The organism is Microbacterium sp. 1262, from assembly GCF_040544895.1.
GTDB lineage: Bacteria > Actinomycetota > Actinomycetes > Actinomycetales > Microbacteriaceae > Microbacterium > Microbacterium plantarum.
In genome coordinates this window covers 439,383-453,051 of record NZ_JBEPKU010000001.1, presented here as the reverse complement: position 1 = coordinate 453,051, position 13,669 = coordinate 439,383, and the positions used below count along the sequence as shown (strand labels likewise).

General features: G+C 71.0%; 10 protein-coding genes. 6 read left to right on the top strand and 4 right to left on the bottom strand.

Translation table 11 applies throughout. From position 1 onward, the window contains the following. The first annotated feature begins 2 nt into the window (after positions 1 to 2). Together ABIC53_RS02110 and ABIC53_RS02105 are read left to right on the top strand one after the other, a co-directional pair. Entirely contained in the window at positions 3 to 2,393 is a 2,391-nt protein-coding gene (locus tag ABIC53_RS02110; RefSeq protein ID WP_354450150.1) for a glycosyl hydrolase family 95 catalytic domain-containing protein, read from the top strand. A 9-nt stretch (positions 2,394 to 2,402) separates the two neighbouring features. Beyond that, positions 2,403 to 3,269, top strand: a complete 867-nt coding sequence (locus ABIC53_RS02105; RefSeq protein WP_274178768.1) for an HhH-GPD family protein — start codon at positions 2,403 to 2,405, stop codon at positions 3,267 to 3,269. Positions 3,270 to 3,312: 43 nt separating this feature from the next. Here the strand turns inward: ABIC53_RS02105 and rbfA are convergent, their stop codons facing one another. From rbfA to nusA, 4 genes are all read right to left on the bottom strand, one after another. Continuing rightward, positions 3,313 to 3,750, bottom strand: a complete 438-nt coding sequence (gene rbfA / locus ABIC53_RS02100; protein ID WP_274178769.1) for a 30S ribosome-binding factor RbfA — start codon at positions 3,748 to 3,750, stop codon at positions 3,313 to 3,315. Positions 3,751 to 3,885: 135 nt separating this feature from the next. Continuing rightward, on the bottom strand, positions 3,886 to 6,693 hold the full coding sequence (gene infB, locus ABIC53_RS02095; protein WP_112617238.1) for a translation initiation factor IF-2: 2,808 nt from the start codon (positions 6,691 to 6,693) through the stop codon (positions 3,886 to 3,888). A gap of 95 nt (positions 6,694 to 6,788) precedes the next feature. After that, positions 6,789 to 7,040: a YlxR family protein gene (locus ABIC53_RS02090; RefSeq protein WP_112617239.1), complete on the bottom strand. Its 252-nt coding sequence runs from the start codon at positions 7,038 to 7,040 to the stop codon at positions 6,789 to 6,791. Positions 7,041 to 7,070: 30 nt separating this feature from the next. Next, on the bottom strand, positions 7,071 to 8,057 hold the full coding sequence (gene nusA, locus ABIC53_RS02085) for a transcription termination factor NusA (protein ID WP_274178771.1): 987 nt from the start codon (positions 8,055 to 8,057) through the stop codon (positions 7,071 to 7,073). 141 nt (positions 8,058 to 8,198) lie between these two features. On the opposite strand from nusA, the gene ABIC53_RS02080 reads away from it, so the two are divergent. The 4 genes from ABIC53_RS02080 (at position 8,199) to ABIC53_RS02065 (ending at position 13,625) form a co-directional block, all read left to right on the top strand. Next, positions 8,199 to 8,807: an acetate uptake transporter family protein gene (locus ABIC53_RS02080; protein ID WP_269267706.1), complete on the top strand. Its 609-nt coding sequence runs from the start codon at positions 8,199 to 8,201 to the stop codon at positions 8,805 to 8,807. A 98-nt stretch (positions 8,808 to 8,905) separates the two neighbouring features. Beyond that, positions 8,906 to 10,012, top strand: a complete 1,107-nt coding sequence (locus ABIC53_RS02075) for an NAD(P)-dependent alcohol dehydrogenase (RefSeq protein ID WP_274178772.1) — start codon at positions 8,906 to 8,908, stop codon at positions 10,010 to 10,012. Between the two features lie 199 nt (positions 10,013 to 10,211). Continuing rightward, complete coding sequence (locus ABIC53_RS02070; RefSeq protein ID WP_354450146.1) at positions 10,212 to 12,731, top strand: LamG-like jellyroll fold domain-containing protein; 2,520 nt, start codon at positions 10,212 to 10,214, stop codon at positions 12,729 to 12,731. 84 nt (positions 12,732 to 12,815) lie between these two features. Continuing rightward, on the top strand, positions 12,816 to 13,625 hold the full coding sequence (locus ABIC53_RS02065) for a DUF1206 domain-containing protein (RefSeq protein ID WP_240309721.1): 810 nt from the start codon (positions 12,816 to 12,818) through the stop codon (positions 13,623 to 13,625). Positions 13,626 to 13,669: the final 44 nt, after the last annotated feature.

The window sequence follows — 13,669 nt, the reverse complement described above, 5'->3', positions numbered from 1 at the left end:
TCGTGAAAGCCGGCCCGGATCTGGTCTTCCGCAGCGCGGAGCCCGCCGAGTCGTGGGAGCACGGCGTCATCGTCGGAAGCGGTCGTGTCGGCGCCGTCGTCCACGGACCCGGCGACGAGCTGCGCATCTCGATGGCCCACGAGAGGTTCTTCCTGCCCGCGAACCCGCGGCCACCGGCACCCCGGCTGCATCCCGCCCTGCCGCGGTTGCGGGCGGCCCTCGGGAGCGGCAACCCGGCGCTGGCCGCCGAGATCTTCGACGCCGCGCTGACCGACGCCGGGTTCGCCGAGCTCGTCTGGACCGACCCGCTCGCGCTGTGCGGCTCGCTGACGGTGGCAACCTCGGGCGGATGCTCGACCGAGGCGCGCGAGATCGACCTCGTCCGCGGCGTGGCGAGCGTGGCCTGGCGCGACGAGTCCGACGCGTCCCATCGGGTCAGCGTCGTCGCCCCGCGCGCGAGCGACACGATCGAGCTCGCCCTCGAAGCCGACGCCGACACCGAGATGCGGATCCGCCTGGCACTCGCTCCCGTCGACGACACCCCCGCCGCGTCGTTCGCCCCCGATTACACCGGAACCGTCACGGGGCGCCTGCGCGCGGGCGACACCGGATGCCTCGAGATCGTCGACGTCGCCGGTCGACTCCTCGCCACCGTGACCGCGGCGATCCCCGAGCCGGGCGTCGCCTGGCGGGAGGATGCGGACGCGCTCGAGGCTCGCGTGCTCGTACCCGCGAGGGTGAGGCGGACGGTGCGCGTCGATCTGTCGGTCGTGGGGCAGCCGTTCGCTCCCGCGCGCGCTGCCGACTGGGAGGACCGACTCCGCTCGCAGGAGCGCGATCACGGCTCCCTGGTCACCTCATCGCTGCTCGACCTCGACGTCGCACCCGGCGTGGGCACGGCGACGACCGGCGAGCTGTGGCGGGACGCCCGATCGGGAAGCGCCGACGCCGTCCGTCGCGCGATCGAGATCGCCTATGTTTCGGGCCGGTCGAACATCATCTCGTCGGCCGGAGAGCTGCCGCCGACCCTCCAGGGCGTCTGGCAGGGCACCTGGAGGCCGGCATGGTCGGCCGACTACACGATGAACGGCAACGTGCAGAACGGGGCCCTCGCCGGCGTGGGCGTGACGGGAACACCCGAGCTCGCGCTCTCGCTCCTCGGGCTCGTCCTTCCGCACCTCGACGACTACCGGGAGAATGCGCGGCGGATCTACGGCGCCGACGGGATGCTGCTCCCCTCGCGCATGTCGACGCACGGCATCGCCAACCATGTCGACCGCGCCTACCCGCACGTCTTCTGGGCCGGCGCCGGCCCCTGGGTCCTCCGGATCGCGGCCGACGTCCTGGCGCTCACGGGCGACCGCTCGATCGTGGACGATCGCCTCTGGGAGCTCGTCGAGGGCGTGCTGTCCTTCGGCGAGACCGCGACGGTCGTCGTCGACGGCATCCGCCATTTCTCACCGAGCTATTCACCCGAGAACACTCCGGCCGGGTGGGCGACGCCGCTCGCGGTCGACGCCGCCGTCGATGTCGCCGCCTACCGCGACGCCGCCCGCGCGGCCCGCCTGCTCGGTCGAGCCCGGGCAGACGGCTCGCTCGACGAGCGGTGGGACGCGCTGGCGAACAGCCTCCCCGACCTGGCGGTCGCGCCCGACGGGACGCTGGCCGAGTGGCTCGATCCGGCGGTACCGGAGAACATCGCGCACCGACACGTCTCGCAGCTGTACCCGCTCTGGTACGACGCCGACGAGATGTTCGCCGCCGACAGCCCCTCGTCCGCCGCGCTGCGGGAGGCCGCTCGTCGGACGATCGACGCGAAGATCGCCTGGCGTGCACACGATCCCGCTCCCCCGCCGGGCCGGATGGAGATGGCGTTCGGGCTCGGGCAACTCGGTCAGGCGGCTGCCGCTCTCGGCGATGCGGAGGCGGCGGTGCGCTGCGTCGAATGGCTCGCACTCCTGCATTGGCGGCCGTCGCTCACGACGACCCACGACGCCGACAGCATCTTCAACCTCGACGCCAGCGGAGCGCTGCCCGCCGTCGTCGCGTCGATGCTCACTCGGTCGACGATGGACTCCCTCCATCTGCTGCCCGCGCTTCCGGCACGGTGGCCGCGTGGCGAGGTCACGGGGCTCCGCGCGCGCGGCGGCATCGTGATCGACCGCCTGGCGTGGGATGAGGCCTCGGCGACGGTCGAGTTGCGCAGACTCCCCGCAGCCTCGTGGCTGTGTCCGGCGGGAACCACGATCATGCATACCGGCTCGGGGTTCACGTGGGGGGACGAGCAGGGCGACGCAGACGGCAGCGCGCGCGTCGTCGAGCTGCGCGATGAGCCCGTCACCCTGAGACTGCGGCGCACCCCGCGACGGAGGAGCACAGCCACGACATCGTAGGCTGAACGGATGCCCGACCTCGCCTCGCCGCTCATCGCGTGGTACCGCGACAACGCGCGCGATCTCCCGTGGCGACGCCCGGGATTCGGGGCTTGGGGAACCCTGGTCAGTGAGTTCATGCTGCAGCAGACTCCCGTCGCCCGGGTGATCCCCCTGCTGGAGGCGTGGCTCGAGCGATGGCCGACACCGGCGGATCTCGCCGCCGCGGCCCCAGCCGACGCGGTCCGGCAATGGGCCAACCTGGGCTATCCGCGGCGCGCGCTCTGGCTGCACCGTGCCGCCGTCGAGATCCGCGACCGCCACGCCGGCGTCGTGCCCCGCGACGTCGACGACCTGCTCGCGCTCACCGGTATCGGCGACTACACCGCGCGTGCCGTCGCCGTCTTCGCGTACGGCGACCGGCATCCGGTCGTCGACACGAACACTCGCCGCGTCCTGGCGAGAGCCGTGCAGGGGCGTTCGCAGCCCGGGCCGGCGGCGAAGCGCGACCTCGCCGACATGACCGAGATCCTGCCCCACGACATCGCCGCATCGGCCGTCGTGAACGCGGCGGCGATGGAGCTGGGAGCGCTCGTGTGCACGGCCCGCGTACCGAGGTGCGCTGCGTGCCCGCTGGCCGACCGTTGCGCGTGGCGCGCCGCCGGCTATCCCGACACCGGCGACACCCGCGTGAAGCAGGCGCGGTACGAGGGCAGCGACCGGCAGGCACGAGGCGCGATCCTCCGAGTCCTGCGGTCGACGACGACGCACGACGTCGCCGCCGAGGACGTCATCGGCGACTGGCCCGACGCCACTCAGCGTGACCGCGCGATCGACTCGCTCGTCTCAGACGGCCTCGTCGAAGCCGTCGACGGCCGGCTGCGCCTACCCCGGTGACGAGACGGAAGAGGGATGCCGCGGCAGCGCGGCATCCCTCTTCTCAGTCCTCGTCCTCGTTGGCCTCGCGAGGCTTGACGTAGGGGTCGGCTTCTCCCGCGTAGCTCGCGCCCGTCGCGGTGGCCGCGGTGGCGGCATCCCGCTCGCGCGCCTCGCGCAGCAGGTGCTCGATGTGACCCGCGTTCTCGGGGATGGCATCGAGGATGAACTCGAGCGTGGGGGTCACCCGCACGCCGAGCTTGCGACCGACCTCGCTGCGGAGCATGCCCGTCGCCGCGCGCAGGGCGTCGGCCGAGTCGGCTCGCTCCTGGTCGGAGCCGTACACGGTGTAGAACACCGACGCGTGCTGCAGGTCACCCGTCACACGCACGTCGGTGATGGTCACGAAGCCGAGGCGCGGATCGCGCAGGCCCTTCTCGAGCCGCTCCGCGACGAGCACGCGGATGCGATCGGCCAGACGCGACTGACGTTCGCTGGACATACCTTCTTCTCCCTACTCAGGCCCGCTCGTCGGCGGACCGGCGATTGCGGAGGCGATGGATGTCGCTCGGATAGTCGGGGTCTTGGGGGTCCTGTTATCCGAGCGACATCCGTCGCCGTAGCAACCAACGATGGGTCAGCCGCGCGGCTTCTCCACCATCTCGGTCGTCTCGATCTCGTCGCCGATCTGGATGTCGTTGTACTTGCCGAGGCCGATACCGGCTTCGAAGTCCGTACGGACCTCGGTGACGTCGTCCTTGAACCGGCGGAGCGACTCGATGGCGAGACCATCGGCGATCACGACACCGTCGCGGATGACGCGCGCCTTGGCGTTGCGCGTGATCGTGCCCGAGCGGACGATGACACCCGCGATGTTGCCGAACTTCGAGGAGCGGAACACCTCGCGGATCTCGGCCACACCCGACTGGACCTCTTCGTACTCCGGCTTGAGCATGCCCTTGAGCGACTGCTCGACGTCGTCGATCGCGTTGTAGATGACCGAGTAGAACCGGACGTCCACACCCTCGCGGGCGGCACGCTCCCGCGCCTTCGTGTCGGGACGGACGTTGAAGCCGATGACGATCGCGTTGTCGATCGTCGCCAGGTTGATGTCCGACTCGGTGATGGCGCCGACGCCGCGGTGGATGATCCGCAGCTGGACGGAGTCGTCGACCTCGATCTTGAGCAGCGACTCCTCGAGGGCCTCGACGGCACCCGAGACGTCACCCTTGATGATGAGGTTGAGCGACTCGACCTTGCCCTCTTCGAGAGCACGGGTGAAGTCCTCGAGCGAGATGCGCTTGCGGGCCTTGGCCAGCTGGGCATTGCGCTCGGCAGCCTCGCGCTTCTCCGCGATCTGACGCGCGGTGCGGTCCTCCTCGGTGACGATGAACACGTCGCCGGCTCGGGGCACCGAGTTCAGACCCTGCACCTGCACCGGGCGCGAGGGGTAGGCCTCGTCGACCGCGTCGCCGTTCTCGTCGATCATGGCGCGGACGCGACCGTAGGCCGTTCCCGCGACGATCGCGTCGCCGACGCGGAGCGTTCCGGACTGGATGAGCACCGTGGCGACCGAACCGCGGCCCTTGTCGAGCTTGGCCTCGATCGCGACACCGCGCGCCGCCTTGTTCGGGTTCGCCGTCAGGTCGAGACCGGCGTCGGCGGTGAGCAGGACGGCGTCCAGGAGCTCCTGGATGTTGGTGCCCTGTCGAGCCGACACGTCGACGAACATGACGTCTCCGCCGTACTCCTCGGCGACCAGACCGTACTCGGTGAGCTGCTGGCGAACCTTGGCCGGGTTGGCGTCGGGCTTGTCGACCTTGTTCACCGCGACCACGATCGGCACGTTGGCGGCCTGCGCGTGGTTCAGGGCCTCGACCGTCTGCGGCATGATGCCGTCGTCGGCCGCGACCACGAGGATCGCGATGTCGGTCACCTGCGCACCACGGGCACGCATGGCGGTGAACGCCTCGTGACCCGGGGTGTCGATGAAGGTGATCGCACGCTCGATGCCCTCGTGCTCGGTCCAGACCTGGTACGCACCGATGTGCTGCGTGATGCCGCCGGCCTCGCCCGCGACCACGTTGGTCTGACGGATCGCATCGAGCAGTCGCGTCTTACCGTGGTCGACGTGGCCCATGACGGTGACCACCGGAGGACGGATCTCGAGGTCTTCGTCGCTCTCCGCTTCCAGCTCGGCGTCGAGATCGAGACCGAAGCCCTCGAGGAGCTCTTTGTCCTCGTCCTCGGGCGAGACCATCTGGATCTTGTAGCCGAGCTCCTCGCCGAGCACCTCGAAGGTGGCCTCGTCGAGCGACTCGGTGGCCGTGGCCATCTCGCCCAGGTTGAACAGGATCGTCACGAGCGTGCCGGGCTGCACCGTGTAGCCGCGCAGCGCCTCGAGCTTGTCCGCGAAGTCGGCGATCGATGCACCGCGGCGCAGGCGGATGATCTCGCCGTTGCCCTTCTGGACGTTGACGCCGCCGACGACCGGCGCCGACCGCATCTCGAATTCCTGCCGCTTCGCCCGACGCGACTTACGCTGCTTGGACTTGCCGCCGCCCTTGCCGAAGGCGCCTGCGGTGCCGCCGCCGGGGCCGCGACCGCGACCACCGCCGCCACCGGGACGACCGGCGAAACCGCCACCGGGAGCACCCGGACGCTGGAAGCCGCCGGCACCGCCGGGACGACCGGGACCGCCGGGACGCTGCTGGAAGGGAGCACCGGGACGACCGCCGCCGCCGGGACGACCGGCGCCACCGGGGCGCGGAGCGCCGGGACGGGGAGCACCGGGTCGCGGGGCCTGCGGACGCGGGATGTTGCCGGGCGTAGGCCGCTGGCCCATGCCCTGCGCCGAGGCGAAGGGGTTGTTGCCGGGACGGGGACCGGCGGGACGCTGGCCCATGCCCTGCGAGGGCGCGAAGGGGTTGTTGCCGGGGCGTGCGCCACCGGGACGCGGCGGCTGCGAGCCGCCGGGCGTCGGGCCTGCCGGCTTGGCCGGACCGGGCTTGCCGGCGCCGGGCGTCGGGGCCGACGGAGCGGAAGGCGCCGCAGGGGTCGCCGACGGCGCGGCAGGCGCAGCGGGAGCTGCCGGGGCGGATGCCGCGGGGGCAGCCGGAGCTGCGGGCGCGGCGGGCTTCGCGGGGCCGGGCTTGACGGCCGGGCCGGGCTTCGCTCCGGCGGGACCGGGCTTGCCGGCGCCGGGGCGCGCAGCACCCGGACGAGCGGCACCGGGCTTGGCGCCGCCCGACGCAGCGGGAGCGGGAGCCGCGGCGGCAGAGCCGCCCTCAGCCTCGAGCGCAGCCCGCAGCTTGCGAGCCACGGGGGGCTCGATGGTGGACGAGGGGCTCTTGACGAACTCGCCGAGCTCCTTCAGCTTCGCGAGCGCGACTTTGCTGTCGACGCCGAGTTCGGAAGCGATCTCGTGTACGCGTGGTTTTGCCACAATTCTCCTGTCTGAAGGCCCACCCTCGGACAGGGCGGACCGCTTAAGCGCGGACGGGTCTCATTTCGAGCCGTTCACTTCGTGTCCATAGCCGTTCAGCCTTTGCGCTGGTGATCAATCGGGAAATCCTGCGTGTCCAGTGGGCCGGACACCCGCAGGGCTCGTCCGAACGCGCGGCGCCGCAACGCGGCATCCATGCATTCGTGCGTCTCGTGCACCCACGCGCCCCTGCCCGGCAGCGACGCGGCTCGATCTGCGATCAAGACGCCGTCGCGGGCCACGACTCGCAGGAGTGAGGACCGGGAGGCACGCGCGCGACAGCCCACGCACGTTCGAACAGGTTCCATTCTACCCCCTCGACCGACGTCCCGGTTTCGTCAGGACTCCAGGATCGAGTCGGGCTGGATGTCGATCTTCGCGCCGGTCAGCTTCGCGGCGAGGCGGGCGTTCTGCCCCTCCTTGCCGATGGCGAGCGACAGCTGGTAGTCCGGGACGAGCGCCCGGACGGCCTTCGTGGCCGCGTCGAGCACGAAGCTCGAGGTGACCTTGGCCGGCGACAGGGCGTTGGCCACGAACGCCGGCAGGTCGGCGTTGTAGTCGATGATGTCGATCTTCTCGCCGCCGAGCTCTTCGGTGACGGCGCGGACGCGGCGGCCCAACTCGCCGATGCAGGCGCCCTTGGCGTTGATGGAGGGATCGTTGGCCTTGACCGCGATCTTCGTGCGGTGACCGGCTTCGCGCGCGAGCGAGGTGATCTCGACGAGACCGTTGGCGATCTCGGGCACCTCCATGGCGAAGAGCTTGCGGACGAGTCCGGGGTGCGTGCGGGAGACGGTGATCGAGGGGCCCTTGGTGCCCTTCGAGACCGAGGTCACGTAGACGCGCAGACGCGAGCCGTGCCGGTACTCCTCGCCCGCGACCTGCTCCTCGGGCGGGAGGATGGCCTCGATCGTGCCGAGGTCGACGTGCACCATGCGCGGGTTCGGCCCCTGCTGGATGACACCGGCGACGATGTCGCCCTCCTTGCCCCGGAACTCCCCCAGCACGGCGTCGTCGGCGATGTCGCGCAGGCGCTGGCTGATGACCTGCTTCGCGGCGAAGGCGGCGATGCGGCCGAAGTCGTCGGGAGTCGACTCCTCTTCGCCGACGACGGCGCCCTCGTCATCGCGGAGGGGTACGTAGATGGCGACGTGGCCGGTCTTGCGGTCGAGCTCCGCACGAGCCCCTTCGGGCAGCTCGCCGTCGGGCGAGGTGTGCTTGGCGTACGCCGTGAGGACCGCCTGCTCGATGATGCGGACGAGTTCGTCGAAGGGGATCTCCTTCTCTCGCTCGACGGTGCGCAGCAGTGAGAGATCGATGTCCATGGGGGCCCTCCATATTCAGCTCTTGTCCGGGCGCGTTTCGCGCTCCCGGCATCCATCCCACGTTACCCGATGGGGCGGGGAACGTGTTTGCCCGGCGCCGAGGACGCCACGTCGAGCGGGCCATCTCGGGATACTGGGGGCATGACCGAACGCGCTCCCCGCCTCGCCGACCCCGGACTGATCGGACTGCTCGGTTTCGTGATCGCCACGCTCACGGCACAGCTGGAGCATCTCGGACTGCAGAACGAGAGCCCGGTGTTCTGGGTCGGTGCCGTCTTCGGCGGCGTGGTTCAGGTCACCGCGGGGATGCTGTCGTACTTCGCGGGCGACGACTTCCACTTCATCGTCTACAACGCCTTCGGGTGGTACTGGATCTGCATGCCAGGCTTCCTGCTCGGCGGCGAGCTCGGGTTCTTCGAGGTCGAGGGGCCCGCGCGTGGCGTGTTCACGCTCATGTTCTCGATCCTGGCCCTCGTGTTCGCCCTCTCGGCGGCATCGCGCAACACCGTGCTGCCGGTGACACTGCTGGCCGTCGCGGCCGGCCTCGGCCTGCAGACGGTCACCGCGTTCGGCGGGCCGCCGGCCGTCGGAGCAGCCGGCTCGGTCGCATTGCTCCTGGCCTCCGCGCTCGCGGCGTACATGCTGCTCGAGAAGTTCTACGCGCGAACGCTCGGTCGCAGCATCCTGCCGCTGGGGCCCGCGTGGTTCCGGGTCGCCTCCCCTGTATCGATTCAGGCGCATACTGTTTGAGGACCGGGCGGCCCGCGCTGCGGGAGACCACGCCCGATCGTGACATCGGTCGCGACGACGGCTCTGCCGCCGCGACCGCAACGCGAAAGGAACCTCTCATGACCACCAACGCGCACGCCGCCGTTCTCCACGGCCAGGACGCACCGTTCACATTCGAGGAGATCACCCTCGACGGCATCCGTCCGAACGAACTGCTCGTGAAGGTCGCCGCCACCGGCCTCTGCCACACCGACCTCGCCGTGCAGCATGGTCACATCCCCGCGGCGTTCCCGTTCGTCCTGGGCCACGAAGGCGCGGGCACCGTCGAGCAGGTCGGCGATGCCGTCGTCGGCTACGCCGTCGGCGACAAGGTCGCGGTGTCGTTCGCCTCGTGCGGCCACTGCACCAACTGCCTCACGGGACGCGAGGCTTATTGCCGCAACTTCATGGCGCTCAACTTCGGCGGGGCGCGCGAGGACGGCTCGGCCACCATGACCGCCGCGGACGGTTCCGCCGTGCACGGCTCGTTCTTCGGTCAGTCCTCGTTCGCCAGCCACGTCATCGTCGAGGCCCGCAACGCGGTGAAGCTGCCGACGACCGCCGACGTCGAGATCGCCGGCCCCCTCGGCTGCGGCGTGCAGACCGGAGCCGGCACCGTGCTCAACTCGCTCGACGTTCCCGCCGGCGCATCGGTCATCGTGACCGGCACCGGCGCCGTGGGGCTGTCGTCGATCATGGGCGCGAAGGTGGCCGGCGCCACGACGATCATCGCGGTCGACATCATCCCGGAGCGGCTCGAGTTCGCGGCGAAGCTCGGCGCAACCCACACGGTCAACAGCAAGGACGAAGACGCCGTGGCGCGCATCCTCGAGATCACCGGCGGGGTCGGCGCGGACTTCGCCGTCGACACCACGGCCGTTCCCGCGGTCGTCGACACGATCGTCGCCGCCACCGCGTTCGGCGCGAAGATCGCGCTGGTCGGTGTGCCGAAGCCGGGCACGGAGATCGCGCTGGCGTCCATCTCGGGCTCGGGCAAGACCTTCGTCGGCGCGATCGAGGGTGACGCGGTGCCGCAGAAGTTCATCCCCGAGATGCTCGCGCTGCACGAGGCCGGACGCTTCCCGTTCGACCAGCTCATCACCAAGTACCCGTTCTCGGAGATCGAGCAGGCCATCGCCGACACGCAGTCGGGCAAGGCGGTCAAGGCCGTCCTCGTCATGGACTGACGACCCGGATACGCCGATCGGGCCGGAGCACGCACATCGCTGCGCGTTCCGGCCCGATTCCTTCCGTCTGGCGGCACGACTTCGGCCATCGCTGAGCCACCCGGCGGTCGCCCCTCGGACACCTAGCCGTCACGGAGTCTCTCCAGAGTCGGGATCGGCGCACATCGCGCCGCCCTCCCCGTCGAACAGGAGTTCCCGCGTGTCCTCACGCCTTCCGTCAGCCACCCGCACGCGTCGCACCGCCGCCGCCCTGACCGTGGCGGGCCTCGCCGCCGGTCTCGCCGTGGCCGCGCCCGCAACCACCGCGGCGACCGCCGCCGCGCCTCCCGCCGAAGACCTCGCCTCCCGCTTCACCCTCGCCGTGCTGCCCGACACGCAGTTCTACTCGCGCTACTCGGCCGACCAGTTCCTGCCGCGCTACGGCACCGACCCGTTCGCGACGCAGACGGAGTGGCTGACGGCTCACGCGGACGACCTGCGCATTCCCTTCACGTTGCACCTCGGGGACATCGTCGACCGCGCCGGCGTCGAGGCCGAGTGGCGTGCGGCCGACGCCGCCATGCGCACCATGGACGAGGCCGCTGCGCCCTACTCGATCCTTCCCGGCAACCACGACGTGCTCAACAGTGGCGTCCGCGATGACCAGCTCGACGTCGCGAACGAGCCCTTCAACCGCTGGTTCGGCGCGACACGGGCGGCGACGCAGAGCACGTACGGCGGCAGCGACCCGCTGGGGCTGAGCCAGTTCCACATCTTCGAGGCCGAAGGCCAGCGGTTCATGTCGCTCGCCGTCGCCTGGAACGCCTCGGACGCAACGCTCGCCTGGGCCCAGAGCGTGCTCGACGCGCACCCGGACGTCCCGGTCATCCTCACCTCGCACGCACTGATCAACGTCGCGGCCGACCAGACCTCCCCCGTCGAGACCGGCGACAGCCAGCGGATGTGGGACCGCCTCATCCGGGGCAACGACCAGATCTTCCTGACCTTCAACGGCCACTTCCACGGCGCGACGCGACAGGTCAAGCAGAACGACTTCGGCCACGACGTGCATCAGGTGCTGATGGATTATCAGATGGCGTACGAGGGCGGCAACGGCTACCTCGGCCTCGTCGAGTTCGACCTCACCAACGGCCGCCTGTCGCTCGAAACGGGGTCGCCGTGGGTTGTGCAGAAGCCGCAGGAGAGCCTCACGAGCTACGACCAGCCCCTCCTCGACGGTGAGCATCAGCGTTTCTCGGTCCCGATCGACTTCCGGGAACGCTTCGCCGGCTTCGCTCCCGGGTTCACCGCCGGTTCCGCCGATGAGCCGAGGCTGACGGAGGCCGCGCGCGCTATCCTTCTCGACGGCTTCGAGGGCCCCGATCCGATCTCGACCGAGGCCCCGGGCAACGAACTCGACTTCGTCGAGGCCGAGGGCACGCTCGCGCACTGGCGATTCAACGGTCAGGAGGGCGTCGTCGACGCGGACACGGTGATCGAGGACATCGCCGGCGACAACGACCTCACCCGTCCCGACCCCGCCGACACGAACGCGGTCGGAACGCTCTGGGAGGACGTGACCGTCCAGTCGTCCGACGTGCACGGCTACTCGTCGGACGCGGCGGCCGTGTGCTTCGACGACTCGTCGGGATCGCGCTTCAGCTACCTGACGACGGCCGCCGACGCCCCGATCAATGAGGCAGACCTGTCGCAGGGGTACACGATCGAGACTTTCGTGAAGATGGACGCCGACTGGAACGCCTCGGCGAACGGATGGTCGAAGGCCGTGACCCGCACCGGCAACCGGTCGCAGATCGGTGTGCCCGAGACCCGCTGGGACTGGACCGCCTCCCCCACCGCGCTGGGCATCTCGAACCTGCGCGAGTTCCAGTACACCAGCCTCGACGCCGACGCCACGCTCGGCGACCGCGTCAACTGGTCGGGCGAGATCATGGTCGACCAATGGCAGCACGTCGCGATCGTGAACGACCCCGAGTCGCGCACGACGACCATGTACGTCGACGGTGCCCCGGTGCTGCGCAACGCCACGAACGTCGGCGGTATGGCCTGGCACGAGGGACACTCGTGGATCCTCGGGGCCGACTGGACCGATGACGCCGCGCGCAACGGATGGCATGGCTGCATCGGCGAGACGCGCATCATCGACCGCCCGACCACGCCGGACGAGTGGCTGACGCAGCGCGCCGACCTGACCGGCTTCGGGGTGCGCGAGGCGCCGTCGGGCGAGCTCGCCTCCGATGTGTCGTCCGTGCGCTTCGCGGGCGTCGGCTTCCCCGGCGCCGAGGTGCGCCTGGCGCCCGCCGCCGAGGGCGTGGCGGCACGTGCCGACCTCGGCGGCGCCGTCACCGCCGTGGCGGCGGACGGCACGTGGGAGATCGTCGTCACCTCGGGCCTGACCGCCGGCGAGCACGCCGTCGAACTCTCGCAGGCTCTCGGAGCGCGCTCGATCACGCCGCAGCGCGTCGACTTCGCGATCGCGGCCGCTGCGCCCGCTCCGGCTCCGACGACGCCCGCCCTTCCCGGCGGGACCGTTCCCGGCGGGACCGCGCCGGGAGGCGCCGTGCCGACCGGCGCACCTGCCGCGGACGTCGACGGTTCGCTGGCCGCCACCGGCGGCGACTCGGGCATCCTGATGCCCGTCGCCGTGGCGGCATCCGTGCTCACCGTCCTCGGTGGCGTGCTCCTGGCGCTGCGTCGCCGACGCATCGCTCGCGGCTGATCCCCCGGGCCGGGGCGCGGCGGCATCCGTCGCGTCCCGGCCCGCCGCCGCCCTCTCCGGCCCGTGCCGTCGTAGGCTCGCGGGATGGCCGAACACGGGGTGCACGACGCGGCGCGCGCCGTCGAACGGCATCCCGCGGCGCGCGTGCTCGCCCGGGGCGGCTACGTCGCGAACGGTTTCGTGCACCTGCTGATCGGGTCGCTCATCGTCGCGGTCGCTTTCGGCGGCGACCGCGACGCCGACCAGACGGGAGCCTTCCGCGCGGTCGCCGAGCTTCCGCTCGGGTTCGTCGCGCTGTGGGCCGCAGCCGCTCTCCTGACCGCGCTGGGCGTGTGGCATCTCGCCGAGGGGATGCTGGCCTCGCGGCGCCGGCGCGGCGCCGCCGTCTGGGGGCTGCGGGTCTCGGAATGGGGACAGGCCGTCGTGTTCCTGTTCTTCGGCGGGTTGTCCGCCGCCGTGGCGCTCGGCGCACGCCCGCAGGCCGATGAAGCCGCGCGCGACGCGAGCCGCGGCATCCTCGCGCTTCCGGGCGGCGTGTTCGCGATCGTGCTCGTCGGGGCCGGTGTCGCGATCGCGGGAGTGGTCTTCGTCGTGATGGGCGTGCGGCGCTCCTTCCACTCGAAGATGACGATCCCCGACGGAGCGGTCGGTCGCGCCGTCGAGGGCCTCGGGATCCTCGGCTTCATCGCGAAGGGCATTGCTCTGGGGTCGCTGGGCGGTGTGCTCATCGTCGCCGCCGTGCGTTCGCGCGCCGACGAGGCCGGCAGCCTGGATGCCGCGATCCGGGCGCTGCTCGACCTGACGTTCGGCCCCGAGATCGTGGTCGTCGTGGGGGCCGGGCTCATCGCCTACGGCGTGTTCACGGTCTTCCGAGCGCGCTACGCCGACCTCTGAGCCCCGGGTCTCTCGGCGGCTGCCCGCTTTCGGGCGCACTTCGG